25 protein-coding genes and 1 riboswitch are annotated in these 25,949 nt (G+C 72.2%); of the genes, 12 read left to right on the forward strand and 13 right to left on the reverse strand.

Going from position 1 to position 25,949, the window contains the following annotated elements; genetic code table 11:
• Nucleotides 1-98 precede the first annotated feature (98 nt).
• The 5 genes from ACIBTX_RS03075 (at nt 99) to ACIBTX_RS03095 (ending at nt 3,591) form a co-directional block, all read left to right on the forward strand.
• Complete coding sequence (locus tag ACIBTX_RS03075; RefSeq protein WP_396831980.1) at nt 99-740, forward strand: transporter; 642 nt, start codon at nt 99-101, stop codon at nt 738-740.
• Nucleotides 737-1,063 (forward strand): transcriptional regulator, encoded by a 327-nt coding sequence (locus ACIBTX_RS03080; protein WP_357123458.1) that lies wholly within the window; start codon nt 737-739, stop codon nt 1,061-1,063. Before ACIBTX_RS03075 ends, ACIBTX_RS03080 begins: the two co-directional genes overlap by 4 nt.
• The gene (locus ACIBTX_RS03085; protein WP_357175848.1) at nt 1,060-1,983 is read left to right on the forward strand and encodes an ABC transporter ATP-binding protein; all 924 of its coding nucleotides are present in this window, start codon (nt 1,060-1,062) and stop codon (nt 1,981-1,983) included. The genes ACIBTX_RS03080 and ACIBTX_RS03085 overlap by 4 nt, the downstream gene beginning before the upstream one ends.
• Nucleotides 1,984-1,994: 11 nt before the next feature.
• The gene (locus ACIBTX_RS03090; RefSeq protein WP_357123452.1) at nt 1,995-2,732 is read left to right on the forward strand and encodes an ABC transporter permease; all 738 of its coding nucleotides are present in this window, start codon (nt 1,995-1,997) and stop codon (nt 2,730-2,732) included.
• A gap of 94 nt (nt 2,733-2,826) precedes the next feature.
• Nucleotides 2,827-3,591, forward strand: coding sequence for a VOC family protein (locus ACIBTX_RS03095; protein ID WP_357175845.1), 765 nt, complete (start codon nt 2,827-2,829; stop codon nt 3,589-3,591).
• A gap of 116 nt (nt 3,592-3,707) precedes the next feature.
• Here ACIBTX_RS03095 and ACIBTX_RS03100 read toward each other — a convergent pair whose 3' ends face one another.
• The 4 genes from ACIBTX_RS03100 to ACIBTX_RS03115 form a co-directional block, all read right to left on the reverse strand.
• The gene (locus ACIBTX_RS03100) at nt 3,708-4,496 is read right to left on the reverse strand and encodes an ABC transporter ATP-binding protein (protein ID WP_396831981.1); all 789 of its coding nucleotides are present in this window, start codon (nt 4,494-4,496) and stop codon (nt 3,708-3,710) included.
• Nucleotides 4,493-5,590, reverse strand: coding sequence for an iron ABC transporter permease (locus tag ACIBTX_RS03105; RefSeq protein ID WP_357123443.1), 1,098 nt, complete (start codon nt 5,588-5,590; stop codon nt 4,493-4,495). The genes ACIBTX_RS03100 and ACIBTX_RS03105 overlap by 4 nt, the downstream gene beginning before the upstream one ends.
• Before the next feature lie 31 nt (nt 5,591-5,621).
• On the reverse strand, nt 5,622-6,551 hold the full coding sequence (locus ACIBTX_RS03110; RefSeq protein ID WP_357175840.1) for an ABC transporter substrate-binding protein: 930 nt from the start codon (nt 6,549-6,551) through the stop codon (nt 5,622-5,624).
• Between the two features lie 110 nt (nt 6,552-6,661).
• Nucleotides 6,662-6,725, reverse strand: a riboswitch (cobalamin riboswitch).
• Between the two features lie 165 nt (nt 6,726-6,890).
• Nucleotides 6,891-8,768 carry a M14 family zinc carboxypeptidase gene (locus ACIBTX_RS03115; RefSeq protein ID WP_357123437.1) on the reverse strand — a complete coding sequence of 626 codons (1,878 nt, stop codon included), beginning with the start codon at nt 8,766-8,768 and terminating at the stop codon, nt 6,891-6,893.
• A gap of 212 nt (nt 8,769-8,980) precedes the next feature.
• On the opposite strand from ACIBTX_RS03115, the gene ACIBTX_RS03120 reads away from it, so the two are divergent.
• On the forward strand, nt 8,981-10,318 hold the full coding sequence (locus ACIBTX_RS03120; protein WP_357123434.1) for a C39 family peptidase: 1,338 nt from the start codon (nt 8,981-8,983) through the stop codon (nt 10,316-10,318).
• Between the two features lie 130 nt (nt 10,319-10,448).
• Here the strand turns inward: ACIBTX_RS03120 and ACIBTX_RS03125 are convergent, their stop codons facing one another.
• The 4 genes from ACIBTX_RS03125 to mqnE form a co-directional block, all read right to left on the reverse strand.
• Nucleotides 10,449-10,922: a hypothetical protein gene (locus tag ACIBTX_RS03125; RefSeq protein ID WP_357133702.1), complete on the reverse strand. Its 474-nt coding sequence runs from the start codon at nt 10,920-10,922 to the stop codon at nt 10,449-10,451.
• A 78-nt stretch (nt 10,923-11,000) separates the two neighbouring features.
• Nucleotides 11,001-11,279, reverse strand: coding sequence for a DUF4229 domain-containing protein (locus ACIBTX_RS03130; protein WP_357133704.1), 279 nt, complete (start codon nt 11,277-11,279; stop codon nt 11,001-11,003).
• A 38-nt stretch (nt 11,280-11,317) separates the two neighbouring features.
• A complete protein-coding gene (locus ACIBTX_RS03135) occupies nt 11,318-11,755 on the reverse strand; it encodes a hypothetical protein (protein WP_357133706.1) in 438 nt (145 codons plus the stop codon).
• Nucleotides 11,756-11,778: 23 nt separating this feature from the next.
• Nucleotides 11,779-12,948, reverse strand: a complete 1,170-nt coding sequence (mqnE, locus tag ACIBTX_RS03140; RefSeq protein ID WP_357133708.1) for an aminofutalosine synthase MqnE — start codon at nt 12,946-12,948, stop codon at nt 11,779-11,781.
• Nucleotides 12,949-13,185: 237 nt separating this feature from the next.
• Here mqnE and ACIBTX_RS03145 point away from each other — a divergent pair, with 237 nt between their 5' ends.
• The 4 genes from ACIBTX_RS03145 to ACIBTX_RS03160 all read left to right on the forward strand — a co-directional run bounded on the left by ACIBTX_RS03145 (nt 13,186) and on the right by ACIBTX_RS03160 (nt 19,596).
• Nucleotides 13,186-14,739, forward strand: coding sequence for an NlpC/P60 family protein (locus tag ACIBTX_RS03145; RefSeq protein ID WP_357133710.1), 1,554 nt, complete (start codon nt 13,186-13,188; stop codon nt 14,737-14,739).
• Nucleotides 14,740-14,851: 112 nt separating this feature from the next.
• Nucleotides 14,852-16,564 carry a hypothetical protein gene (locus ACIBTX_RS03150; protein WP_357133712.1) on the forward strand — a complete coding sequence of 571 codons (1,713 nt, stop codon included), beginning with the start codon at nt 14,852-14,854 and terminating at the stop codon, nt 16,562-16,564.
• Nucleotides 16,565-16,851: 287 nt separating this feature from the next.
• Nucleotides 16,852-18,867 carry a DEAD/DEAH box helicase gene (locus tag ACIBTX_RS03155; protein WP_396831983.1) on the forward strand — a complete coding sequence of 672 codons (2,016 nt, stop codon included), beginning with the start codon at nt 16,852-16,854 and terminating at the stop codon, nt 18,865-18,867.
• 108 nt (nt 18,868-18,975) lie between these two features.
• Nucleotides 18,976-19,596, forward strand: a complete 621-nt coding sequence (locus tag ACIBTX_RS03160; RefSeq protein WP_357133845.1) for a putative glycolipid-binding domain-containing protein — start codon at nt 18,976-18,978, stop codon at nt 19,594-19,596.
• 37 nt (nt 19,597-19,633) lie between these two features.
• Here the strand turns inward: ACIBTX_RS03160 and ACIBTX_RS03165 are convergent, their stop codons facing one another.
• Complete coding sequence (locus ACIBTX_RS03165) at nt 19,634-20,725, reverse strand: PLP-dependent cysteine synthase family protein (RefSeq protein WP_357133714.1); 1,092 nt, start codon at nt 20,723-20,725, stop codon at nt 19,634-19,636.
• A gap of 22 nt (nt 20,726-20,747) precedes the next feature.
• Entirely contained in the window at nt 20,748-21,206 is a 459-nt protein-coding gene (locus tag ACIBTX_RS03170; protein ID WP_355048302.1) for an Lrp/AsnC family transcriptional regulator, read from the reverse strand.
• Between the two features lie 269 nt (nt 21,207-21,475).
• On the opposite strand from ACIBTX_RS03170, the gene ACIBTX_RS03175 reads away from it, so the two are divergent.
• Entirely contained in the window at nt 21,476-21,742 is a 267-nt protein-coding gene (locus ACIBTX_RS03175) for a BldC family transcriptional regulator (protein ID WP_007454516.1), read from the forward strand.
• Nucleotides 21,743-21,813: 71 nt separating this feature from the next.
• Here ACIBTX_RS03175 and ACIBTX_RS03180 read toward each other — a convergent pair whose 3' ends face one another.
• Nucleotides 21,814-22,443, reverse strand: a complete 630-nt coding sequence (locus ACIBTX_RS03180; RefSeq protein ID WP_355048303.1) for a UbiX family flavin prenyltransferase — start codon at nt 22,441-22,443, stop codon at nt 21,814-21,816.
• 160 nt (nt 22,444-22,603) lie between these two features.
• Here ACIBTX_RS03180 and ACIBTX_RS03185 point away from each other — a divergent pair, with 160 nt between their 5' ends.
• Nucleotides 22,604-23,572, forward strand: coding sequence for a terpene synthase (locus tag ACIBTX_RS03185; protein ID WP_357133718.1), 969 nt, complete (start codon nt 22,604-22,606; stop codon nt 23,570-23,572).
• Here the strand turns inward: ACIBTX_RS03185 and mqnP are convergent, their stop codons facing one another.
• Both mqnP and ACIBTX_RS03195 read right to left on the reverse strand, forming a co-directional pair.
• The gene (gene mqnP / locus ACIBTX_RS03190) at nt 23,573-24,484 is read right to left on the reverse strand and encodes a menaquinone biosynthesis prenyltransferase MqnP (RefSeq protein WP_357133720.1); all 912 of its coding nucleotides are present in this window, start codon (nt 24,482-24,484) and stop codon (nt 23,573-23,575) included.
• The gene (locus ACIBTX_RS03195) at nt 24,484-25,917 is read right to left on the reverse strand and encodes a menaquinone biosynthesis decarboxylase (RefSeq protein WP_396832131.1); all 1,434 of its coding nucleotides are present in this window, start codon (nt 25,915-25,917) and stop codon (nt 24,484-24,486) included. Before ACIBTX_RS03195 ends, mqnP begins: the two co-directional genes overlap by 1 nt.
• Nucleotides 25,918-25,949 lie beyond the last annotated feature (32 nt).

Below are 25,949 nucleotides of genomic sequence, written 5' to 3' on the forward strand. Positions count from 1 at the left end.
TGAGGCACGGTCGGCGGGCAAGTGCGCGGCGTCTCTGTCGGCAACCGGGCAGTCGCGCGGGGCACACAGGTTCAACTTTGCATCGTAAAGTAGTTTGCATGGGGCCCGACGACGACGACCTTCCACCCTCCGACGCCGCCACCGCTCTCCGGCTGATCGACGACCAGCGCGCCGCCACCGTGCGCCGCCTACAGCCCGACGCCCGGCTGCTCTACTGGCCGTGGGGCGTGGCCTGGCTGATCGGTTTCGGGCTGTTCTTCCTGCGCTTCTCCCCGGGTGGTCGGGTGCTGGTCGCGCTGCCCGACTGGCTGCCCCTGACCGTGCTCTTCGCCCTGCTGATCGTCGCCGGGGCGGTCCAGGCGGTGGCGGGCGCGCGGGCGTACGGGCAGGTGACCGGCGACTCGGCGGTGCGGGGTCGCTGGTACGGGTGCGCCTGGGCGCTGGGCACGGTGAGCGTCTACGCGGCGGTGGGCCGGGTGTCCGAGCACCTGCCGCACGACCTGGCGGGCCTGCTCTGGTCGGCCGCTGCGGTGGGCCTCACCGGCGCGCTGCACATGGCCGGCGGCGCGATCTGGCTGGACCGGGACCTGTTCCGTCTCGGCGTCTGGGTCAGCGTCATCAACGTGGTCGGCGCGATCGCCGGGCCGGGTTGGCACGCGCTGGTCATCTCGGTGGCCGGCGGCGTCGGCATCCTGGTCGCCGGGGCAATCGCCCGACTGCGCCAGCAAGGGCGCTCGTGACCGACCTCGATCCGGTCATCCACGCCCAGGCACGGCTGCGGGTGGTCGCCGCGCTCTCCACGCTCGGCGACGGCGACCGAATCACGTTTCCCCGGCTCCAGGAACTGCTCGCGATGACCGCCGGCAACCTCTCCGTCCACCTCCGCAAGCTGGAGGACGCCGGCTACGTCGAGATCAGCAAGACCCACCGTGGACGTACGCCGGCCACTCTGATCCGGCTCAGCCGGCGCGGTCGGCTGGCGTTCGAGGAGTACACCGAAGCGATCCGGAGCCTGCTCGACCCCTCCCCTCCGGACTCCACAGCGTCGAAGGAGCAGTCATGACCCTCGCCCGCGCCGACCAGGTCAGCCGCCGGTACGGCGACGTCCTCGCCCTCGACCGCGTCGACCTGGAGGTCCGGGCCGGCGAACTGGTCGGCCTGCTCGGCCCGAACGGCGCCGGCAAGAGCACCCTGATGAACCTGCTGGTCGGTCTGCGCCGACCCACCTCCGGGCGGGTCGAGTTGAACGGCCGCGACCCGCGCGACCCGGAGGCGCGGCGGCAGATCGGCGTCACCCCGCAGGAGACCGGCCTCCCGGGCACGCTGCGGGTCGGCGAGGTCGTCGACTTCGTCTCCGCCCACTACCCCGACCCGGTGCCCCGAGGCGAACTGCTCGACCGTTTCGGCCTGGGCGACCTCACCCGGCGGCAGACCGGCGGACTGTCCGGCGGCCAGCGTCGCCGGCTGGCCGTGGCGCTGGCCTTCGTCGGCCGGCCCCGACTCGTCCTGCTCGACGAGCCGACCACCGGCCTGGACGTCACCGCCCGGCACACCCTGTGGGACGCGATCCGGGCCTTCCACGACGACGGCGGGACGGTGCTGTTGAGCAGCCACTACCTGGAGGAGGTGGAGGCGCTCGCCCGCCGTGTGGTGGTGATCGGGCAGGGCCGGGTGCTCGCCGACGACACCGTGGACGCCGTACGCGGCATCGTCGGCGTACGCCGGGTCAGCCTGGTCACCGACGAGGTGCCCGACCTGCCCGGCGTCGTCCGCGCCGAACGGGTCGACGGACGCCTGCACCTGCTCACCACCGACTCCGACGAGTTGGTCCGGGCGCTGGTCCGCTCCCAGGCCGCCTTCACCGACCTGGAGGTCCGGCCCACGTCGTTGGAGGAGGCGTTCCTCGCCCTCACCGGCGGGACCGACACGCCGTCGCAGGCCCCACCCGCTGCCGCCGCCAGCGGCCAACCCACCGCCGTCTGAGGAGGCGCACCGTGCAGCTCGCCCTGGTCCACGCCCGCTACCAGCTTCTGGAGATCATCCGGATTCCGGTGGCCGTCTTCGGCAGCGCCTTCTTCCCCGCCGCCGCGATGATCTTCTTCGTGGTGCCGTTCACCGGCGACGATCCGGTCGGCGCCACCTTCGCCACCGCGTCGATGATCACCTTCTCGGTGATGAGCGCCAACATCTTCCAGTACGGCGTCGGCGTCGCCGAGGACCGCGACCAGCCGTGGAGTCCGTACACCCGGACCCTGCCGGCCGGACCGGCGCCCCGGTTCGCGGGCCGGGTGCTGGCCGGCCTCGCGTTGACGTACCTGTCGCTGATCCCGGTCGTGGTGATCGGCGCGACGCTCACCCCGGCCCGGGTCACCGCGACGGCGTTCCTGCTGACCGCCGTCATCGTGGCCGTCATCTCGGTGCCGTTCACGCTGATGGGCCTCGCCATCGGCTACTCGCTGCCCAGCAAGGCGGCGATCGTGGTGGCGCAGGTCGTCTTCCTGCCGCTCGCGTTCGGCGGCGGGCTGCTCTCCGCACCGGGCGACGCGCCCGGCTTCATCGAGACGATCGCGCCGTTCCTGCCCACCCGGGGCGCGGCCGAACTGATGTGGTGGGCGGTCGGCGACTATCCCGTCCAGCCACTCGCGATGATCATGCTCGCCGTCTGGATCGTGCTCCTCGCCTCGCTCGCCGCGTGGGCGTACCGACGGGACGAGGGTCGCCGGTTCAGCTGACGATTCGTCCGTTTCCGCCCCGTGCCCCAGCGGGACGGTGCCAGGATTCCCGCAGGGGGCCCGCCCGTGGCCGCCCGCCGAGAGGGGTCTTGACGTGAGCACCGTCCCGCCGGGCACGCCGTGCTGGGCCGACCTGGCCACCCCGGACCTGACCGACGCACGGCGCTTCTACCCCGAACTGTTCGGCTGGACCGGACGGGTGACCCCGGAGCCCGAGGCGGGTGGCTACACCGTCTTCCTGCTCGACGGCAGGCCGGTGGCCGGTGTCGGACCGCCCGCCATCGAGGACCAGGTGCCGATCTGGTCGACGTACATCGCCACCGACGACGCGGAACTGGCCGCCGGACGGGTCGAACGGGCCGGCGGGCAGGTCGTCGTACCGCCGTTCGAGGTCTTCGACCGGGGCTGGATGGCCGTGTTCTCCGACCCGGCGGGCGCGACGTTCAGCGTCTGGCAGCCGCTGGCGATGCCCGGGGCCGAGGTGTTCAACGTGCCCGGCGCGATGAGCTGGAACGAACTGGTCACGCCCGACCCGGAGGGCGCGAAGGTCTTCTACGAGCTGGTGTTCGGCTGGCAGCCGGACGAACAACCGGTCGGCGGCATGACGTACACGGGGTGGCGGCTCGGGGCGCGGATCGTCGCCGGGATGATGCCGCCGCTGGGCGACGGCTACCCGGCCGACCTGCCCGCGTACTGGACGGTGTACTTCGCGGTGACCGACGCGGACGCCGCCGCCGCGCGCGCCGCCGAACTGGGCGGGACCATCCTGGTGCCACCGCGGGACATCCCGACCGGCCGGTTCGCCGCCCTGCGCGACCCCCAGGGCGCCCTCTTCTCGGTCATCGACCTGGGCCCCTGACCCTTCAAGCCGCCACGCCCCGAGATCGCGCCGATCTTGCACTTTCGGATGTCGACATGAGCGGTAATGCCCCTTGTGTCACGACAGAAAGTGCAAGATCGCGGGAGGAAGGCGGGTTAGGGGCGGGGGCGGACGGGGACCACCAGGGGGCCGTTGGTGCCGGGGAGCACCCGGACGCTCGCCCGGTAGTGAGTCGCGAGGAGGTGTTCGGTCAGCACCTCGTGCGGCGTACCGGTCGCCACCACCCGCCCCTCGGCGAGCATGACCATCCGGTCGGCGTACTCGCCCGCGAGGGAGAGGTCGTGCATGGTGGCGAGCACCGTCAGGCCGTGTGCCCGGCGCAACTGGTCGACCAGTTCCAGGACCTCCTGCTGATGGCCGATGTCCAACGCGCTGGTCGGCTCGTCGAGCAGCAGCAGCGTCGCGCCCTGGGCGAGCGCGCGGGCCAGGAAGACCCGCTGTCGCTCTCCCCCGGACAGGGTGGCCAGCTCGCGGCGGTGGAAGCCGCCGAGGTCCAGGCGGTCCAGCACGTCGTGGACGGCGGTCACGTCGGCGGCCGACTCCCGACCGAGCGGCGGGATGTACGGGGTACGCCCGAGCAGCACGTAGTCCAGGACCGACATGCCGGGCGGCACCACCGGGGACTGCGTCACCGTCGCCACCACCCGGGCGCGTTCACGGCGGTGCAGCGCGCCGCTCGGCGTACCGAAGAGGGAGATGGCGTCCGGCGCGGGCAGCAGGCCGCCGACGGCGCGCAACAGGGTCGACTTGCCGGCGCCGTTCGGGCCGATCACGGTGACCCACTCGCCGACGGCGACGGTGAGGTCGACGCCGGTGAGGATCGGCGTGCCGTCCAGGCTGACGTGCAGCTCGCGGACCTCGACGGCCGGCGCACCCGGAGTCACGTGAGAACCCGGCGGGCGGTCCGCAGCACGAGGACGAAGAACGGGCCGCCGAGCAGGGCGGTGACCACGCCGATCGGTATTTCGGCCGGGGCGGCGGCGGTACGGGCGACCACGTCGGTCAGGGCCAGGAACGCGGCGCCGAACAGCAGCGACAGTGGCAGGATCACCCGGTAGCTCGACCCGGCGAGCAGCCGGACGGTGTGCGGCACGATGATGCCGACGAAGCCGATCAGGCCGGTCGCCGAGACCGCCGCGGCGGTGCCCAGGGACGCGGCGGCGATCAGCAGGTACCGGGAGCGCTGCGGGTGCAGGCCGAGGCTCGTCGCCTCGTCGTCGCCGAGCGCGAGGACGTCCAGCTCACGACGGTGCAGCAGCACCACGACCGTAGTCACGGCCGCGTACGGCAGCACGAGCAGCACATCGTGCCAGCCGGCGGTCGCCAGCCGGCCGAGCAGCCAGGAGTAGACCGGTTGGATGCTGTCGGCGTGGCGCTGGAGCAGATACGTCTGCCCGGCGGAAAGGAACGCCGAGACCGCCACCCCGGCCAGGATCAGCATGGCCGGGGACCGGCTCCGCCCGCCGGCCGCGCCGAGCAGGTAGGTCATCGTGACGGCGAGCAGCGAACCGACGAACGCGGCCAGCGGGATGGTCAACGGCAGCCCGGAGATCGCGCCCTGCCGACCGACGCCGCCGAGGGCGATCACCGCGGTGACCGCGAGGCCCGCGCCGGCGGCCACTCCGAGCAGGTACGGGTCGGCCAGCGGGTTGCGGAAGACGCCCTGGTAGCAGCCACCGGCGAGGGCGAGCAGACCGCCGACGAGCAGACCCAGCACGACCCGGGGCAGCCGCAGTTCGGTGACGATGGCGATTTCCCGCTCGTTCAGTCCACTGTCGAGGTGCACCCCGGGGATCAGGTTGAGCAGCTCGATGGCGACGCTGCCCGGTGGCAGGCTGACCGGTCCGAGCGACACCCCGGCGACGAGCGCGACGAGCACCGCGAGGACACCGATGACCAGCCAGCGCGCACGCAGCCCGGCGGGCCGGGACGCGCGAGGCGTACCGGCCGGCCGGGTGGCGGGTGCTCCAGAGGTCATCTGCGACGTTCCGGTCACGGACCGACCACGGTCACGCGGGCACCTTGGCGACCGCGTCGATGATCGTCCGGAGCAGGTCGACGACGCGCGGGCCCCAGCGGGAGGCGATGTCGTCGTCCAACGTGACGACCTGGTTGTTCTTGACGGCGGTGAGCCCGGCCCAGCCGCTGCGGGCCTTCACCGAGTCGGCGTTCTGCTGGCAGCACTTCGAGTCGGCCAGGAAGACGAAGTCCGGGTCGGCCTTGACGATGACCTCCTGCGACAGCTGCGGGTAGCCGCCGTTCTTGCCGTCGGCGTCGGCCGGGTCGGCGATGTTGGTCAGGCCGACGAGGCTGTAGATCGAGCCGATGAAGGTCTTGCTGGTCGCGCTGTACAGCTCCGGGCCCAGCTCGTGGTAGTAGGTGAGCTTCTCGGTGCGCTGGGGCAGGTCCTTGACCAGCTTGGCGATGTCGTCCTTCATCCGCTTGGCGACGTCGGCGGCCTGGTCGGCGTGCCCGGTCAGGGTGCCCAGGTCGGTGATCTGCTGGTACGAGTCGTCAAGCGTGGTCGCCGCCGGGGTCAGGTACACCGGGATCTTCAGCTTGCTGAGCTGGTCGACGATCTTGTTGGTGTCGTTGGAGAGCACCACCAGATCGGGGTTCTTGCCGGCGATCGCCTCGGCGTTCGGCTGGAAGCCGGACAGGTCGCTCTTGGGCGCCTCAGCCGGGTAGTTGGACTGGTCGTCGACGGCGCTCACCTGCGGGCCGGCGCCGATCGCGAAGAGCATCTCGGTGGCGCTGGGCGAGAGCGACACGATCTTCTCGGGACGCTTGTCGAGCGTGAGCGAGCCGACCGTCACCGGGTAGCTGGCGGCCGCGGTGCCGGCGGCCGGCTTGTCGTCGGTCTTCTCCGCGCACGCGCCGAGGGCGAGCGCGGCGACCGCGAGGGTCGCGGCGAAGAGCCGAGGGGTACGTCTGAACATGGGGCCTCCTGTCGGTCGAGGAGTGTGGTGCTTCGCCGACAGGACTTCGGTACGCCCGCCCACGAGGCGCCCTTCCTCGAGAGCGCGTGTCGCGACCCCTCCGCAGGCGACCTGGCTCGTCCCCGCCGTCGGCGGGGCATCACAGTTGCGGGACAGCGCCGGTTTCACACCGGCTTCGCTGCGGATTGGTCGCTAAGACGGTAGCGCACCGCCGGGACGTGCCGGATCGATCAACGACCGATCGACGTACGACGATCAGGCGTGGGGCCTTTGTCCAGGATCGGGAGGCTCGGAAGCGGGTGGTGGGGCCCCGCAGGGGCGGTACGGGGCCCCACCCGCTCAGGAGGCCGTGATGGTGACGTTGTCCACAGCCGCCTCCACCAGGCTCGCGCCGGACGCGTCCGCCGCCTCGACGAGGATGCGGACGGACTGCCCGGCGTACGGGCTCAGGTTGAGGCTCGCCACCGCCCAGCTCCCGTTCCGGTTGCTGGCCGCGCCGGTCTGGGTGAGCAGGGCGGTGGTGCCGCCGCTGTGCACGACGCTCACCCGCAGGTAGTCGGCCGACGAGGCGTTCGAGCCGTGCGCCAGGTACCAGGCCAGCGAGAGGGTCAGCGTGCCGGACGACGGCAGGGTCACCGCCGGCGACCGGGCGCTCGTCACACCGCCGTCGACGTCGTAGTCACCGGCCGCCGAACCGGCGAGCCGGCCGGTGACCAGGTCGTTCGAGCCGGCGTACGGGGTGAGCTGCTTCGCGCCGGAGGAGGTGGTCGCCTGGGCGGCGCCCACCTCGAACGCTCCGAGGGTCGCGGTGTCGGTGCCGGACGGGTTGATCGTCCAGCCGGTGGCGGTCTCGAAGGTGTCCGACCAGACCGTGGTGCCCCCACCGCCACCGCAGTACTGCGACTGCTTGCCGATGGCCCGGTACGGGCAGTCGGCGTACTCGCTGAGCATGAGTACGGCCTCGCGGTTACGGGTGGTCTGTGCGGGGATCACCTCGTCGGGCGGGTAGAAGCCGCCACCGCCGGAGGAGCCCGGGTACATCTCGAAGGTGTACGCCCAGATGCCGTGGGTGGCCCACATCCAGTCGATGCTGGTGCCGTCGGCGATGTACAGGTCGCTGGACTGCTCCGGCGTGTAGCTGTTGGTGGCCGCCATCTGCTGACCGATGGTGGCGAAGGTGTTGTACTGGTCCGCGCTCATCCCGGTGGCGGTGTTCGCCGTGGTGTAGCCGTACGGCCAGAGCACCAGTTGCGAGTACGTGTGGAAGTCGATGTTGGCCTTGATCTGCTGGACGCCACCGACGACGCGGCTGTTCACGAAGTTGCGCAGCGCCTGCGTCTCCGGCGCGGAGAACGCCGACGGGCCGCGGTACGTCTCCGACGAGGTGGTGCCGGACGACCCGCCGCAGCAGCCCCACTGGTAGGACCAGTTGCGGTTCAGGTCGGTGCCGACGTTTGACGAGCCGCTGTTCGGCTGACGGTTCTTGCGCCAGGACCGGTACGACCCGGTGGCGATGTCGTACTCGCTGCCGTCCGGGTTGACGGTCGGCACGATCCAGATCTCCCGGCTGTTGACGATGTTGGTGATCCGGGAGTCGCTGCCGTAGCTGTCGGTGAAGAGGTTGAGCAGGTAGATCGCCATCTCGACGGTCAGGTGCTCACGGGCGTGCTGCTGGGCGTTGAACAGGATCTCCGGCTCGTTCTCGTCGGTGCCGACGTTGTCGGAGATCTTCACGGCCATCAGGTCGCGGCCCTCGTACGACGTACCAATGCTGATCTTGCGGGCGATGGCCGGGTGGTCGGCGACGGCCTGGTTCACGACGGCGGTCAGTTCCGCGTAGTCGTGGTAGTTGGAGTCGGCGGGCGGGAACGCCAGCGTGCCCACCTCGCCCGCGCCGCGTTCGGCGCTCGGTGGCGGGGCGAGCGGTTCCAGCCGGAAGCCGAGCTTGCCGATCGCGGCGGCCTCGGCGGCGGTGGCCGAGACGTGCAGGACGCCGTGCTCGGAGTAGTCGATGGCGGCCCCGGTGCGGGCCACCGCGTTGCGGTCGGCGAGGGTCCGGGGCCCGAGGACCCGGTAACCGGCGGCGGCCGACTCGGCGGTGCGGTCCGGCGTCGGCTTGGCGGCGACCGGTCCGGCGGCGACGGTGACGATTCCCAGTCCGGTGACGACGGCGAGCACCAGGACGCGGCGGAGAGAGTGAGGTGGGCGGAGGGCCATGGACTACCTCCTCAAAGGGCGGAAGATCCCGCTCGGTGATGCACACTTCACCATCAGTCACATGGTCATATCAATATCGATCGCCGCGAAATCCATCCCAGGTTGACCATCGCTGCGGCAATGATTTTCTGCCGCTGAACATCTGGCGAAACTTCCTTCCAAGCGGAAAACTGACCAGCGACGATGCCCCCACTCGACACCGCGGAGCACCCATGGCCCCCTCCCGCCTGCACGCGGCCGCCCTCGCCGGCGTCAGCGCGCTCACCCTGCTCGCCACCGCGGCCCCCGCCGCGGCGGCCCGGCCACCCGCACCCGCCCACGACGAACAGATCACCTTCCAGGACTGGTCCGGGCCCGCCGACTGGCACCGTGGCAGCCAGGCCGGCACCCGCGTCGTGCCCGGCCCGCGCTCCGGCGTCACCCTGGCCCGCCCCACCGGCACCACCGAGTACGCCGACCCGCACACCGGCGTCACCCGCACCTGGGAGTACGGCACCTGGACCTCGCCCGTGACCCGGATCGGCTTCGACGCCACCGAACTGATCGCCTCCTGGAACGCCGAGACCCCCACCGGCACCTGGATCCAGGTGGAGATGCAGGGCGGTTACACCAACGGCGACCAGACCCCCTGGTACGTCCTGGGCCGCTGGGCCTCCGGCGACACCGACATCAAGCGGACCAGCCTCGACGGGCAGGGCGATCCCTGGTCGACGGTCTGGACCGACACGTTCAGCATCGACGACGCCGACGCCGGGGTGCTGCTGCGGTCGTACCAGCTGCGGCTGACCCTCTACCGGACCCCCGGGCAGACCGCCGCCCCGGTGGTACGGATGCTCGGCGCGATGAGCTCCGCCGTGCCGGACCGGTTCACCGTCCCGCCGAGCGCCGGGCACATCGCCTGGGGCGTCGAGCTGCCGGTGCCCCGCTACTCGCAGAACGTCCACAAGGGGCACTACCCCGAGTACGACGGCGGCGGCGAGGCGTGGTGCTCACCCACCTCCACGGAGATGGTCGTCGAGTACTGGGGTCGCAAGCCCTCGACGGCCGACACGTCCTGGGTGGACCCGACCTACCCGGACCCGACCGTCAACCACGCCGCCCGGATGACCTTCGACTACGCGTACGACGGCGCGGGCAACTGGCCGTTCAACACCGCGTACGCGGCCAGCTTCCCCGGCCTTGAGGGGCGGGTCACCCGGCTGCACTCCCTGGACGAGCTGGAGCGTTTCATCGCCGCCGGCATCCCCGTGGTGACCAGCCAGTCCTTCCTCGCCAGTGAGCTGGACGGGGCGAACTACGGCACCTCGGGGCACCTCTTCGTGGTGGTCGGCTTCACCGCCGACGGTGACGTGATCGTCAACGACCCGGCCTCGTCCAGCAACGACGTCGTCCGCAACGTCTACAAGCGCACCCAGTTCGAGCAGATCTGGCTGCGTACCAAGCGCACCAACGCCAGCGGCGGAGTCTCCGGCGGCTCCGGCGGCGTCGCCTACCTCATCAAGCCCGAGTCCAAGCCCTGGCCCAAGGCCCCCGCCTCCACCAACTGGTAACCCCCCACCCCCCCACCCCCCACCCCCCACCCCACCCCCCACCCGCCCCCGTCCGGACGGAACGCGGTTGATCAAGAGGTTTGCGTCACCGAATGCCACTCTGCTGACGCAAACCTCTTGATCACGCTTCTCAGGCGCGGTTGGTTGGCTCGGGGAGGGGTTCGTTTGGGGCGCGGTGGCGGCGGACGGTGTGGGTGAGGAAGAGCACCCAGGCGACGGCGGCCACCACTCCGGCGAGGGTTAGCGCGGTGACCAGCAGCCAGGTGGAACCCCCGGCGGCGGCGAAGACGCCCTTGCGCGCGCCCGTGTCCAGTGCGGGGGCCGTCTCGCCCGTCGACAGGGTGTCCGGGGCGTCGTAGAGGATCACGTCCGCCCGCTTGGCACCGTCGTCGGCCACGAAGTCGCCGTGCCAGGTGCAGCTTCGACGGGAACACTCCTCCGAGACGGCCGTGAAGGTGCCCGCGGTGCCGCCACCGCCCTTGGCCTGCCAGGCCGGTCCGAGATCACCAACGCCCAGCAGCAGACCGATGCCGGCGATGACAGGCAGGCCGACCCAGACGAAAATCTTGGCCCGCCAGTCGCTGATCTTGTTGAAGATTTCCACGGCGGGAGACACTAACGGCAGGCAGCCGCTCCCGCCGCCCCGTTTCGACGGTCCCCGCGCGGCACGCGTCCGCAGGCCCTACGGCTGCCGCCGCTCACCCTCGTCGGACTGCTCGTCCTCGCCGGCCAGGGCGGAGCGGAGGCGCTCCTTCTCTGCCTTGCGACGAGCCGTGGCCTCGGCCATCTCGTGGGCCATCTCGTCGCGCCAGCCGCGCAGCAGGAAGAAGGAGAGCGCGGCGGAGAACGCCAGCGCCAGGATCAGCTTCAGGAAGATGTCCACGTCGACCAGCCAGAGGGCCGCCAGTACGGCGACGAACAGCCCGATCCGGCCCAGCGTGTACTTGAGCGCCGCGCTCACCTCATGTACTCCTTCTCCGCGCCCGATGGGCGGGTCACTCAGCCCGTCCGGCGGGCCAGCCAACGGACGCCGGGGAACCAGATCGTCGCGTACGCCACGGTGAACGCCGCCGCCGCCAACGCGCCGGACAGCAGCGGCGGCAACCCCGCGCCCAGCCCGGCGACCAGCAGCCCCACGAACACCGCGACCGCCGCCGCGACGAGCGCCGCCACCACCCGGGCAGCCCCGAACCCCCAGGCGCGGAAGTCGTCCCAGAACAGCCAGGCCGGCAGGATCACCGCGAGCCAACCGTTGGTGTGCCCGAAGTCGGCAGCGCCGAACGAGGCGAACGCCCACTCGAACAGCACGAGCGCCAGCACACCGATGACCAGGCCGGCGAGGCACACCCCGAGCAGGTCACCAAGCGTACGGACGCGCCCCTCGGCGTCTCGTCGGGGGAAGCCGCCCTGCTGCTCGGCGCTGCGCTGCTCGGTCATCGACTGCGAGGGTACGTGGTGTCTCAGGCCCAGACCTGCTGCGGCTCGGCGCGGCGCTCGGCCAGCGACGGCGCCCGGTCGTACTCCCGGACGACGTTGTAGCGGGTGTCCCGCTCGACCGGCTGGAAGCCGGCGTCCCAGATCAGGTTCAGCAGGTCGTCGCGGTGCATGGTGTTCGGGGTGCCGTACGAGTCGGCGTCGTGGGTGATCTTGTATTCGACCACCGAGCCGTCCAGGTCGTCCACGCCGAAGTTCAACGAGAGCTGGGCCACCGACAGGCCGTGCATCACCCAGAAGTTCTTCACGTGCGGCACGTTGTCGAACAGCAGCCGAGACACGGCGAACGTCTTCAGCGACTCGGCCGGGGAGGCCATCGTCGTGCGCGCCTGGATCCGGTTACGGATCTTGCCGTCCGCCGAGTCGACGAAGTCGTGCTGGTAGCGCAGCGGGATGAAGACCGCGAAACCGCCGGTCTCGTCCTGCAACTCCCGCAGGCGCAGCACGTGGTCGACGCGGTGCCGGGGCTCCTCGATGTGGCCGTACAGCATGGTCGCCGGGGTCTTCATGCCCTTGCTGTGGGCCAGGGCGTGAATGCGCGACCAGTCCTCCCAGTGGCACTCGTGGTCGACGATGTGCTGGCGGACCTCCCAGTCGAAGATCTCCGCGCCGCCACCGGTCAGCGACTCCAGGCCGGCGTCCATCAGCTCGTCGAGAATCTCGTCGGCGCTCAGGCCGCTGATCTTCTCAAACCACTGCACCTCGGTCGCGGTGAAGCACTTGAGCTTGACGTTCGGCAGCGCCGCCTTCAGCTCGCGCAGCACCTTCGGGTAGTAGCGCCACGGCAGCGTCGGGTGCAGGCCGTTGACGATGTGCAGCTCGGTGAGCTGCTCATCCTCCATCTCCTTGGCCTTGCGGACCGCCTCGTCGATGCGCATCGTGTACGCGTCCTTCTCGCCCGGCTTGCGCTGGAACGAGCAGTACGCGCAGGACGCCGAGCAGACGTTCGTCAGGTTGAGGTGCCGGTTGACGTTGAACATCACCCGCTCACCGTTCAGCTCGGTGCGCTTGTGGTGCGCCAGCCGCCCCAACCAGGTCAGGTCGTCGCTGTCGTAGAGGGCGACGCCGTCCTCCCGGGTCAGCCGCTCACCGGCGTACACCTTCGCTTCGAGCTCACGCTTGAGTCCGGCGTCCATGGCACGTCCCTTCCACCTGCGGTCTTTCCCGAGGGTACGTCGACCCCCCGGTGGGCCGGGCGGCACGGTCCGCGACAGCGACCCACTTCACCGGACTCTCAGCCTCCCGTAACCCGCCGATGCATCGACATCACTGCCGCCGTGCGGTAAGACAAGGTGGGGCGGAACTCACACACTGGTACCGTCCCGACGGTCGCGCCCACCGAGCGCGACGACGAGCACCGGACGGGGAGCGGAATGGTCGACAGCGGGCGCGGGCGACGGCAGCGACGACGGAGCCCGGTGATCTCGCCGGTGCTGCGGCCGAAGCTCTGGGCCGCCCTGCTCGGCGCGATCGCCGCCGCCGTGCTGGCCACCCCCGCGTACGCCGAGCCAACCGTGCCCTCGACCGTGCCGGACACCGGCGCGCGTCCACCGGCCATCGGTGCCCCGCAGGTGCCCGGCAGCCCGCCCCTCGCCGGCGTCCCGGCCCCCCCGGTCAACCTCGGCAACGGCCCGCTGGCCGCCCAGATCGCCGCCGCCGAGAGTCAGGTCGGCCTGCTCGGCGACCAACTACTGCTGACCCGACAGAAACGTACCGACGCGCAGGCGCAGCTCGTCGCGGCCGGCAAGGTGCTGGCGACCACGCAGGACGCTCTCCTCCGCGCCCAGCAGGCAGCCGACTCCGCAGCCTCGGACGCGGTCAAGGCGGCCGCCGCCCTGCCGCCGGGTGACTTCGTCGACGACATCCAGGGCCTGAGCCGGCTCCAGCGCATCAACCGTGGCGAGAAGGTCGAGGGTGCCACCACCGCCGTGACCGGCGAGTTGGCGCGGGCCCGGGCCAGCGAACAGACCGCCTACCAGGCACACACCGCGGCCAAGGCGGCCGTCGACGCCGTCGAGGCGGAGTTCGCCACCGGCGAGAATGCCCTGCGCACCGCCGAGGCCAGCCTGCTCAAGCTCCGCAAGGACAACGCCGCCCAGCTGATCCTGCTCGAACGGCAGCAGGAGGCCGCCGAGCAGCAGTTCGGATCGGGCTACGTCGCCGGCCAGAGCACCAGCGGCATGTCCGCGCACCCGCGGGCGCTGGCCGCCGTCCGGTACGCGCTCGCCCAGCTCGGTGACCCGTACAAGTGGTCCGAGGAGGGGCCGGACCAGTTCGACTGTTCGGGTCTGATGTGGGCCGCGTACCGCTCCCCGGGCGCCGACTACTTCGATCTGCCCCGGGTCTCCCGCGACCAGTACGCCGCCACCCGGTCCCGCACCGTACGACCCAGCGAGGCGCTCCCCGGCGACCTGATGTTCTTCGCCTCCGGCAGCAGCTACACCACGATCCACCACGTCACCATGTACATCGGTAACGGCAAGATGGTGCAGGCGCCCACGACCGGCGACGTGGTCAAGGTCTCGGTGGTCAACTGGTCCCGGCTCTACGCCGTTACCCGGGTGATCGGGGCGGTGCCGACCCCGAACGTGCCCCTTCCGCCGGTGCCGCCGCCGGCCACCAGCAAGCCGACGCCGCCCGCGAAGCCGACGCCCACCCCCAAGCCGACCCCCACCGGCAAGCCGACCACGAAGCCGCCGACCCCGCCGACCGGCACGGGTACGCCGAAGCCCACCGGTACGCCGACCGGTACGCCGGAGCCGACCGGCGGCACCTCGCCGACCCCGACGGACAGCCCGACCAACACGCCGACGACGCTGCCGCCGCCCCCCACCACGGCACCGGCCAGCTCATCGGCCTCCGCCGCCAGCACGCCGTCCACCAGCCGGAGCGGGACGACCAGCGACAGCCCGAGCGCGGGACGCTGATCCGCCACCGGGGCTCCGGCTGTCCGCCTGGGACGATCTGTGGCACGGTGACAACCAGGCACACCCGGTCCGACGTCACGGGCCGGGTGCGAGCGTGGCGCGGAGGGCGGAGATGGCCGAGCAGAGAGATCCGGCGGAGAGTGTCGACGTCGGCCGGGCCGCGGGGCTGACGACCGCGGATCCGACGACCGCTGATCCGACGACCGACGCCGGCTCGCCGGCCGGTGCTCCCAGCGCCACGCTGACCAGCGCCGACCGGGACACCGCGCTCACCGACGCCGCGGTGCGGGACGGGAACGCCGCGCTCGACGGCGACACCGGCGACGGGGTCGCGGAGTCCGATGGAAAGGCCGCCGGCACGTACGACGCGACAGCCGGAGACGACGCCGCGGGCGACCCCGTCGACGACGCGCACGGCCACGGGGCGGACGTCGAGCCGTCGGAGGACGCCGCCGCTGATCCGACCGCCGCCCCGGTGCGGGCGCGGGCCAGCGTCGCGACAGCCCACCCACGCCCCGGTGATCTGCCGGTGAGCGCTCCAGCCACCGCGACCACCTACCGGGCGGCCGGCTCGGCCAGCACACTGCCCGCACAGCGGGACAGCTCGCCCGCACCGGCATCGGCCGACACCTCGACCGCCCCGGCGCGCGCCAGCGCGACGGCGTCGGTGACCGCCAGCGCCACCGCGCCGGCCAGCGCCACCGCCACCGGCCCGACGCCGACGCAGGCCACGGGCCCAACGCCAGCGCCCGTCACCGGCTCGACGCCGACGCAGGCCACCGCCACGGGCACCGCCACCGGCCCGACGTCGGCGCGGGCCAGCGCCACGGTCCCCGGCAGCAGCCGGGTCGCGGCCGGCGGCGGGGCCGCGCCGGAGCCCCGGGCGAGCACGTCCGCCGTCTACCGGTCGGGACCGGTGAATCCCGAACCGCCCGAGCCGGCGCAACCCCCGGAGCCGGCGCAGCCGCCCGCGCGTCCGGCCCCGGAACCGACACCGCCGGGGCCGGGCGAGCCGGAGCCCGCACCGAGCCCGGGGCCGTACCCGCCCGGTCCGACGCCGACGCCGGGCCCCTTCCCCACGCCCCGACCGGACCCGGTGCCGCCGGTTCCGGGACCGCCCGTGCCACCACCCTCGCCGATGCCGCCTGTCCCGGGGCCGCCGACGCCACCCGTCCCCGGGCCGCCGATGCCACCGCCGGGCCCGCCGGTGCCCGCGCCACCGCCGCAGCCCGGCCCGATGCCGGCGCCACCGTTCCCGCCGCCACCAGCCACGACCGGCACGCCGGGCGCACCCGCCACGGGGTCGGTCTCCGCGCCGCCGGCCACCTTCTCCGGATGGACCGCCGCGCCGCCCGCCCCGGGCAGCGCCTGGGCCGGGACACCCGGGTCCGCCCCGCCGGTGGTTCCCGCGCCCGCGCTGCCGACGTGGCCGCCGTCCACCACCACCCCCCTGACCGGCGGTTCGGACCACCGGACGACCACCCCGCACGGCGGGCCCGAGCGGCGGAGCACGACGGCCGGTGGTCGTACCGGAGCCCGTGCCGGCGGCGCTGACCAGGCGGGCACCGTCTACGCCAGCGGCGACGGGCCGGGTTTCACCACGATCGCCCTACCGGCGAACGCGGCGGTGGAGAATTCCGGCTCGCTGACCGGGCACATCCTCGCCCAGGGCTGGTCGGACACCCCGGCGGAGCGCTCCCGGAACACCCGCGTGGTGATCGTCCTGATCGCCGCGTTGGGGCTCCTGATCGGGATCAGCGTGCTGGTCGTCCTGCTCGCGAACAACGCCCTGGACGGCCTGATGGGCGGCATGCTCGACGGCTGATCGACACCACGGCTGCGAGGGTGAGTCCGCCCACTACGGTCGGTCAACCGGCTGGCGACTCCGCCGAATCGCCGTACACTGGTCGGGATCACTGACCTGGCGCGCCCGATGTGCGCCCATGGGCGATCTTGCGGGCGATCCGGCGGCACAGCCGCGGCAGGCCATCGCGAAGATGCGCCCCGCTTGAAAGGCATTTGTTGACCACCTCTGCTGACCCCAGCACCGTTCCGTCCGTTTTCGATTCCGCCACGACGGCGGTCGACGCCCCCGTGACGTCCGACGCCCCCGTGACGATCGACGCCCCCGAGACGTCTGACGCCGTTCCCGCCGAAACCGCCGAGTCGATCGACTTCGCCGGTCTGGGCCTGCCCGAGCCGCTGGTTCGCGCTCTGGCCCGACAGGGCATCACCGCACCCTTCCCGATCCAGCAGGCCACCGTCCCCGACGCCCTCGCCGGGCGGGACGTGCTCGGTCGTGGGCAGACCGGGTCGGGCAAGACCCTCGCCTTCGGCCTCCCGCTGCTGGCCCGCGTCGCCGCCGGGCGTCCGGCGCGTCCGATGCGGCCACGCGCCCTGGTCCTGGTACCGACCCGCGAGCTGGCCATGCAGGTCAACGACGCGCTCCTGCCGTTGGGCAAGGCGCTCAACGTGTTCCTGAAGACCGCCGTCGGCGGTGTTCCATACGACCGCCAGATCGACGCGCTCCGGCGGGGCGTGGAGATCATCGTGGCGACCCCGGGCCGGCTCGGCGACCTGATCGAACGGGGCATCTGCCAGCTCGACGACGTCGAGGTGACGGTGCTCGACGAGGCCGACCAGATGGCCGACATGGGCTTCCTCCCCGAGGTGACCGAACTGCTGGCGAAGACGCCGGCCGGCGGTCAGCGCCTGCTCTTCTCCGCCACTCTGGACGGCGACGTCGACGCGCTGGTCAAGCGATTCATGAACGACCCGGTGACGCACTCCACCGCGCCGTCCACCGCCTCGGTGTCCACCATGGACCACCACGTGCTGCTGATCCCGCCGCACGACAAGTTTCCGGTGACCGCCTCGATCGCGGCGCGGGACGGACGGACCATGGTGTTCGCGCGTACGCAGATGGGCGTCGACCGGCTGGTCGACCAGTTGGCCGCGGTCGGCGTGCGGGCCGGTGGGCTGCACGGCGGCAAGACCCAGCGGATGCGGACCAAGACCCTCGCCGAGTTCCGTGAGGGTCGGATGAACGTCCTGGTCGCCACCGACGTGGCGGCCCGTGGTATCCACGTCGACGGGGTCACGCTGGTGCTGCACGTCGACCCGCCGAAGGACCCGAAGGACTACCTGCACCGTGCCGGTCGTACCGCCCGCGCGGGCGAGTCCGGCGCGGTCGCCACGCTGGTGCTGCCCAAGCAGCGCCGTACCACCCTCGCGATGATGGAGAAGGCCGGCGTCGCGCCGGCCGAGACCCGCGTCCGGGTCGGCGACCCGGTGTTGGCGGAGCTGATCGGCGCCCGCGAGCCCAGCGGCGTTCCGGTTCGTGTCGAGGCGGAGCCGCGCGGCTTCGGTGACCGCTCCGGCGGTGGCCGACGGTTCGACGACCGCTCCGGCGGCCCGCGCCGGTTCGGCGACCGGCCGCAGGGCGAGCGCCGGTACGGCGACCGTCCCCAGGGCGAGCGCCGGTACGGCGACCGGCCGACGGGCGACCGGCAGTACGGCGACCGCCCGCAGGGCGAGCGCCGCTACGGCGACCGGCCCACCGGCGAGCGCCGCTTCGGCGACCGGCCGACGGGCGACCGGCAGTACGGCGACCGTCCCCAGGGCGAGCGCCGCTACGGCGATCGGCCCACCGGCGAGCGCCGGTACGCCGATCGCGACAGTCGCGGCTACGGCGACCGCCCGCAGACCGACCGGAGTGACCGACCGGCCGGTGAGCGCCGCTTCGGCGACCGCCCGCAGGGCGACCGACAGTACGGCGACCGGCCGACGGGCGAGCGCCGCTACGCCGACCGGCCGCAGGGCGACCGACAGTACGGCGACCGCCCGCAGGGCGAGCGCCGCTACGCCGACCGGCCGACGGGCGAGCGCCGCTTCGGCGACCGCCCGCAGGGTGACCGCCCGCAGGGTGACCGGCAGTACGGTGACCGGCCGACCGGTGAGCGCCGCTACGGCGACCGGCCGCAGGCCGACCGGGGCGACCGGGGTGAGCGGCGCTTCCCGGACCGCGACAGCCGGGGCGGCTACCGCTCCGAGGGCCGTGGTCGGGACGACCGACCGCGTGATGATCGGCGGGGTTTCGGCGGGCGGCCGCCGGCGCGTACCCACTGATCTTCCGATACACGCCGAACGCCGTCGCGGAGCTTGTGCTCCGCGGCGGCGTTCGCGCATGCGCTGCCGACCGCGTCCGGGTCGCGTAACGTCCGGCTCATGGCGACCATGACCAAGTCGATCTTCTGGTCCCGGACGGACACCGCCGGCAGCGAACATGCCCTGCTCGACGACGGCGACGCGTTGTCGGCGCGCGGCACCGTGCTCGCCGTCGATCCGATTCCGTTCACCGCCCGCTACCGGCTGACGACCGCGCCCGACGGGAGCACCGCCCGGGTCGAGGTCGAGGCCGAGGGGTCGGGTTGGCTTCGGCGCGTGACCCTCGAGCGGGCCACGTCCCGGTGGCGGGTCACCACCGCCGAGCAGGGCGACCTGGATGCCGCACTGGTCGGGGCCGGACACCCGCGCGCCGGCCTGCCCGGCACCGACGACCCGGATCGCCTCGCCGACGCGCTCGACGTCGATCTGAGTGGCTCGCCGCTGTTCAACGCCCTTCCGGTACGCCGGCTCGGGTTGACCCGCGGACCGGCCGACATGCCGCGCCGGATCACGGTCGCGTGGGTGCTGCTGCCGGGCCTGGAGGTGGTGCCGGCCGAGCAGATCTACACCGGGCTCGGTCCGGGCCGGGTACGGTTCGCCAGCGGCACCTTCACGGCCGATATCGACCTGGACGCCGACGGGTACGTGGTGCGCTATCCCGGTCTTGCCGAACGGATCGACCCCCGCTGACGGCAGCGCGGGCCCGTCGTCGGACCGGACAGGCAGCTCAGGCGGGCCAGTCGCCGCTGCTCAGGAAGCGCTCGACGGTCGCAGCGTGCGGCGTCAGGTCGAGGCCCTGGGCGGCGACCCAGTCGTCGGAGTAGTACGTGTCGGCGTACCGGTCACCGGCGTCGCAGATCAGGCTGACCACCGAGCCGGTCCGCCCCTCGGCCAGCATGCCGGCGATGAGGCTGAACGCGCCCCACAGGTTGGTGCCGGTGGAGCCGCCCACCCGACGACCGAGCACCGTCGAGCCGGCGCGCATGGCGGCCAGCGAGGCCGCGTCCGGCACCTGGACCATCCGGTCCACGACCGAGGGCAGGAAGGACGCCTCGACCGTGGGCCGGCCGATCCCCTCGATGCGGGAGCCCTTGCCGGTGCGTACGGACCAGTCGGCGGCCACCCAGGCGGGGTAGAAGGCGGAGTTCTCCGGGTCCACGACGCAGAGCTTGGTGGCCAGGCGGCGGTAGCGGGCGTACCGGCCGATGGTGGCGCTGGTGCCACCGGTGCCGGCGCCGACCACGATCCAGGCCGGGATGGGGTGTCGTTCCAGCTCCAACTGCGCGTAGATCGACTCGGCGATGTTGTTGTTACCTCGCCAGTCGGTGGCCCGCTCGGCGTACGTGAACTGGTCCATGAAGTGGCCGCCGGAGTCCTCGGCCAGCCAGCGGGCCTCGACCACCACGCCCGCCGGGTCGTCCACCAGGTGGCACCGGCCGCCCTGGAACTCGATCTGCGCGATCTTCTCGGGCGAGGTGGAGGCGGGCATCACGGCGATGAACGGCAGGCCGAGCATGCGGGCGAAGTACGCCTCGGAGACCGCCGTGGAGCCCGAGGACGCCTCGACGATCGTGGTCTGCGGCCCGATCCAGCCGTTGCACAGGCCGTAGAGGAACAGCGAGCGGGCCAGCCGGTGCTTCAGGGAGCCGGTCGGGTGGGACGACTCGTCCTTGAGGTAGAGGTCGATCCCCCACGCCCGGGGCAGCGGGAAGGGCAGCAGGTGGGTGTCGGCCGAGCGGTTGGCGTCGGCCTCGACGGCGGCGATCGCCTCGGTCACCCAGCTACGGCTGGCCTCGTCGCACCGGTCGAGATGAGTCACGCCCGGAAACCTAGCAACCAGGTCAGGCGGGCTGTGGACCGACCGCCTGGGGGCGGTTCTCCCACTTGGTGGAGAGGGCGATGGCGGTGCGCGTGGAGGCGACCCCGGGGGTCCGGTTGAGCCGCACGATGAGCTGCTCCAGCTCGGCGATCGTGCCGACCCGGGCCTTGAGCAGGAACGACTCGACCCCCGCCATGAAGTAGCAGGATTCGATCTCGGGCAGCACCCGCAGCGACTCCAGCATGTCGTCGGAGTCCGCCCCGGAGTCCTCGACGATGCCGATCAGCGCGGTGACGCCCAGCCCGATCGCCTCGGGCGCCACGTCCGCCCGGTAGCCCAGCACCACGCCGCTGCTCTCCAGCTTGCCGACGCGTTCGTGCACGGCCGGGGCGGAGAGGCCCACCTGTCGGGCCAGCTCGGCGTACGACAGGCGGGCGTTGCCGCGCAGCAGGTCGACGAGGCTCAGGTCGATGGCGTCCACGGAGAGTGACCTTAACGCGTTGGGCGTAACGCGAGGCCTTCGGCATCCGTTGGTCAGAACAGTGAGTAACTGTTCATAAACTGACGGTCTAGGTAGGGGTTGCACCAGTACCATTTACTAACTTCCCAGTCAGTGCATTTTTCGCGTTTGGCGGACAGGCCAGGTCCCTGGTGCTGTAATTGCCATACGTCCCTCATGACGGCTCTGGGCTCGCACCAGCCGGGGGCAGTGTGTTCAGCCAGGGGCTTCGTCGACGCGAGGAGGGGGCTGTGGACACTGGAGATCGCCTGCTGACACCGGGTGAGGTCGCCGCGCTGTTTCGGGTAGACCCGAAGACTGTGACGAGATGGGCGGCGGCCGGCCGGATAGGAAGCATCCGGACTCCAGGCGGGCATCGCCGGTTTCGGGAATCCGAGGTGCGAGCCCTGCTTGAGGGGGAGGGCATGCTGGACGAGGTGGACGAGGTCGGAAAGCCACGCAACGTGGGTCCGGCCGCCTCCACCGGGCCGGGTCCGGCCAACGCCGGCATGTACTGAACTGGTGCGGACAACGTCAGGCGGACCGGACACCCGTCCGGTCCGCGCACCACTGCAACCCAGGTGACGGCTCAGCTCCGGGCCGCGCCGAGTTGGCCGGACCACCGGCGGAACAGGGTGTGTGGCACGCCGAGCGCGTCCAGCACCTTGCCGGCCACGAAGTCGACCAGTTGCTGCGCGCTGGCCGCCGCGCCCGCGCCGTAGAAGCCGGGGCTGGCCGGCAGCACGACCGCGCCGGCGTCGTGCAACGCGATCAGGTGCTCCAGGTGGCTGCGGGTCACCGGGGTCTCCCGGGGCACCACCACGACCGGTCGGCGCTCCTTCAGGTTGACCTCCGCGGCACGTTGCAGCAGATCCTTGGAGAGCCCGATCGCGATGCCGGCGCAGGCCGCGGTGCTGGCGGGTACGACGGCCATTCCGCGTACCCGGTAGGAACCGCTGCTGGGTCCGGCGGCCAGGTCGCCGGCCGGCCAGTGGCGTACGTCCGCTCCGGTCAGGTCCCGGCCCAGCCAGGCCGCGAGGTCTTCGGCCCAGTGCGCGTCGCGGAACGAGCGCCCGGTCTCGTCCAGCAGGGTAAGCCGGGCCGCCCGGGACACGATGAGGTCCACCGGCTCGCCCGCGTCGAGCAGCCCGCCGACGACGGCCGCCGCGTACGGCGTACCGGAGGCCCCGGAGACACCGACCACCCATGGTTCCCGCATGCCCCCAGCCTGCCTGGTCGACGCCGCGCGCCGCTGGGCACCCCACGATCCGCCGCGCCGCAGCCGCCCGACTTGTCCGGCCGGGTAGGTGGTTATCCCGCCGACCTGCGATGCTGCCGATGGCGATTCGCACCGGGAGCAGTTCGCACGGGAGGCATCGGTGACGACCGGCGAGGTCCTCTGGGCGCTGCGCGCCGAGTGCCCGATCCCACCCCGGCTCTCGCCGCACGCCGACCAGGTCCAGCAGTGGCTCGTCGACATCCTGCCCGAGCTGGGCATGCCGCTGGACGACGCCGCGCTGCACCGGCTGGCTCGGGGCGGCTTCGCCCGGTACGCGGGACGGCTCTACCCGGACGCCAGCGAGGCCGACCTGCGGGTGCTGACGGCCCTCTTCACCTGGTTCTTCCTCGTCGACGACGCCTGCGACGGCCCGCACCGAATCAGCCCGGCGCAGATCCGGGCGCTGCGCGACGGGACGTTGGCACTGCTGCACGACGGTCCCCGCCTCCGGCACGGTGGGTTGACCGGGCCGCTGCGGCGACTGCTGGTGCTGGCCTGGCGGGAACCGCGCAGACGGATGCCGTCCCGGTGGCGGCTACGTTTCGCCGACGCGGTGGGCCGGCACCTCGACGGCACCTGGCGGGAGGCGGCCAACAAGGAGGCCGCCGTCCGACCCGGCGTGGACGAGTACGTCGAGCTGCGACGGGCCACCTCGGCGGCCGAGGTGTCGTATCCGCTGGTGGAGTTCGTCGGCGGCCGGCCCCTGCCCGATCCGGTCTACCACCATCCGCTGCTGCGCCAGATCGCCCGCACCGGCAACGACCTGCTCTCCTGGTACAACGACCTGGCCTCGCTGGAGAAGGACCGGGCCACCTCGGGCGGGCACAACCTGGTCCTGGCGACACAGGCCGAGTGGGGCGTGTCCTCGGACGAGGCGGTACGGCGGGTGGCCGAGCGCTGGCGCGAGTCGATGCGGCGGTTCGTGGCGCTCCGCGCCGCCGTGCCGTCGTTCGGGCCGGCGTTGGACGAGGCCGTCACCGACCATCTCGACGGGGTCGCGTACGCCGTGCGCGGCACCATCGACTGGACCCTGGAGAGCGGCCGCTACCCGACGGCCGCGGCCGGCTAGCTAGGGCCGCAGGCCGAGGCGGATCACCAGGTCGAGCAGGGCGAAGACGAACAGCGCGATGCCGACGAACCCGTTGGCGGTGAAGAACGCCCGGTTGACCTTGCTGAGGTCGGTCGGGCTGACCACCAGGTGCTGGTAGGCGAACGCGACGGCGGTCAGCGCCAGGCCGACCCACCACAGCCAGCCGAACCCGATCAGCGCCCCGAACCACACGAACAGCCCGAAGGTCACCACGTGCGCGAGCGTCGAGGCGTGCAGCGCGAAGCGGCGACCGTACCGGGCGGGCACGCTGTGCACGCCGATCTGCTGGTCGATCTCGGAGTCCTGGCAGGCGTAGATCAGGTCGAAGCCGCCGATCCAGAGCCCGACCGCCGCGCCGAGCAGCCAGGCCGGCCCGGAGCCGTCCAGGGTGCCGGTGACCGCGAGCCAGGCGCCGACCGGGCCGACCGCCTGGGCGATGGCGAGGATGGCGTGCGGCCAGTTGGTGAACCGCTTGCCGTACGGGTAGACGACCAGCGGCACCACGGCGAGCGGCGCGAGCACCAGGCAGAGCGGGTTGAGCAGCGCGGCGGCGGCGAGGAACACCACGAGCGCGACGGCCGCGCCGGTCCAGGCCGTCCGCACGCTCACCGCCCCGGTGACCAGTTCCCGTCCGGCGGTACGCGGGTTCCGGGCGTCGATCCGCCGGTCGAGGATCCGGTTGGCGGCCATCGCGAACGTCCGCGCGCCGACCATCGCCACGGTGATCAGCAGCAGGTCGAGCCACCGCACGTGCCCGCCGTTCACCTGCATGGCGGTCAGCGCCGACAGGTACGCGAACGGCAGCGCGAACACCGAGTGCTCGATCGCGACGAGCTTGAGGAAGGACTTGACCCGGCCCGGCTTCTCCACGGGTGCGTCGAGGACGGCCATCAGATCCCGTACTCCTTCCAGCGCTTGTCGACCAGGGCCGCGACTTCCGGGGCCATGGTCATCTCCTCCGGCCAGCCTCGGGTGTAGCCCTCGGTGGGCAGCTTGCGGGTCGCGTCGACGCCTGCCTTGCCGCCCCAGAACTGCTGGTACGACGAGTGGTCGAGGTGATCCACCGGCCCCTCGGTGAGCAGCAGGTCACGGGCGTAGTCGACGTTGCCGAAGGCGCGGAAGGCCACCTCGTTGTAGTCGTGCACGTCGCAGTCCTCGTCGACGATCACGATCAGCTTGGTGAGCGACATGAGGTGCGCGCCCCAGATCGCGTTCATGACCTTCTGCGCGTGCTTCGGGTAGCGCTTGCGGATCGACACGATCGCGCAGTTGTGGAACACCCCGGCGGCCGGCAGGTCGTAGTCGACGATGTCCGGGATCATCAGCTTGAGCAGCGGCTGGAAGATCCGCTCGGTGGCCTTGCCGAGGCCGTGGTCCTCCTGCGGCGGCTTCGACGTGACGATCGAGTGGTAGACCGGGTTCCGCTGCATGGTCATCGCCTCGATGTGCAGCACCGGGAACGGCTCGACCGGCGTGTAGAAGCCGGTGTGGTCGCCGAACGGCCCCTCGGGCAGCCGCTCGCCGGGCTCCAGGTAGCCCTCCAGCACGATCTGAGCGTGCGCCGGCACCTGCAACGGGACGGTGAGGCAGTCGACCATCTCCACCCGCTCGCCGCGCAGGAACCCGGCGAACAGGTATTCGTCGATGTCGCCGGGCAGCGGCGCGCTTGCCGCGTACGAGACGACGGGGTCGCAGCCGATCGCGATCGCGACCGGCAGGCGCTGCCCGAGTCGTTCGGCGACCGCGTGGTGCGCGGTGGAGTCCTTGTGGATCTGCCAGTGCATGCCGAGGGTGTTGCGGCCGTGCTGCTGAAGCCGGTAGAGGCCCAGGTTGCGCTTGCCGGTCTCCGGGTGCTTGGTGTGGGTCAGCCCGTAGTTGTGGAAGATCCCGCCGTCGCCGGGCCACACCTGCAACCCCGGCAGCCGGCCCAGGTCGACGTCGTCGCCCCGGTAGACGACCTCCTGGCAGGGCGCGGTCTTGACCTTGCGCGGGGGCACCGACTTGAGCTGCATGACCTTGCCCAGGCCCTCGCGGATGCCGGACCAGCCGACCGGCAGCTCCGGCTTGATCAACGCGCCGATCCGCGCGCCGACCTCGTCCAGCGAGTCGACGCCGAGGGCCATCGCCATCCGCTTCTCGGTGCCGAACAGGTTGATCGCCACCGGCATCTCACCCCGGGTGGGGTGCTCGAACAGCAGCGCTGGCCCGCCGGCGCGCACCGTGCGGCTGACCACCTCGCTGATCTCCAGGGTCGGGGGGGCGGGGGCGGGGCCCCCCCCCCACCCCCCCCCCCCCCCCCCCCCCGCCGGGGCGGCCGGGGGGATCGTGTTCCGGGACCCACCCGCCCAGTAGGCCA

The sequence above is a fragment of the Micromonospora sp. NPDC049359 genome (assembly GCF_044466585.1).
Lineage (GTDB): Bacteria > Actinomycetota > Actinomycetes > Mycobacteriales > Micromonosporaceae > Micromonospora.

Excerpts from the sequence above, each read along its gene's own strand:
- ACIBTX_RS03160 (WP_357133845.1), top strand. The coding sequence starts at position 18,976 with ATGACCAAGTCGATCTTCTGGTCCCGGACGGACACCGCCGGCAGCGAA.
- ACIBTX_RS03115 (WP_357123437.1), bottom strand. The coding sequence starts at position 8,768 with ATGGCCCTCCGCCCACCTCACTCTCTCCGCCGCGTCCTGGTGCTCGCC.
- ACIBTX_RS03135 (WP_357133706.1), bottom strand. The coding sequence starts at position 11,755 with ATGACCGAGCAGCGCAGCGCCGAGCAGCAGGGCGGCTTCCCCCGACGA.
- mqnP (WP_357133720.1), bottom strand. The coding sequence starts at position 24,484 with ATGGCCGTCCTCGACGCACCCGTGGAGAAGCCGGGCCGGGTCAAGTCC.
- ACIBTX_RS03120 (WP_357123434.1), top strand. The coding sequence starts at position 8,981 with ATGGCCCCCTCCCGCCTGCACGCGGCCGCCCTCGCCGGCGTCAGCGCG.
- ACIBTX_RS03150 (WP_357133712.1), top strand. The coding sequence starts at position 14,852 with ATGGCCGAGCAGAGAGATCCGGCGGAGAGTGTCGACGTCGGCCGGGCC.
- ACIBTX_RS03145 (WP_357133710.1), top strand. The coding sequence starts at position 13,186 with ATGGTCGACAGCGGGCGCGGGCGACGGCAGCGACGACGGAGCCCGGTG.
- ACIBTX_RS03110 (WP_357175840.1), bottom strand. The coding sequence starts at position 6,551 with ATGTTCAGACGTACCCCTCGGCTCTTCGCCGCGACCCTCGCGGTCGCC.
- ACIBTX_RS03105 (WP_357123443.1), bottom strand. The coding sequence starts at position 5,590 with ATGACCTCTGGAGCACCCGCCACCCGGCCGGCCGGTACGCCTCGCGCG.
- ACIBTX_RS03180 (WP_355048303.1), bottom strand. The coding sequence starts at position 22,443 with ATGCGGGAACCATGGGTGGTCGGTGTCTCCGGGGCCTCCGGTACGCCG.
- ACIBTX_RS03085 (WP_357175848.1), top strand. The coding sequence starts at position 1,060 with ATGACCCTCGCCCGCGCCGACCAGGTCAGCCGCCGGTACGGCGACGTC.
- mqnE (WP_357133708.1), bottom strand. The coding sequence starts at position 12,948 with ATGGACGCCGGACTCAAGCGTGAGCTCGAAGCGAAGGTGTACGCCGGT.
- ACIBTX_RS03075 (WP_396831980.1), top strand. The coding sequence starts at position 99 with ATGGGGCCCGACGACGACGACCTTCCACCCTCCGACGCCGCCACCGCT.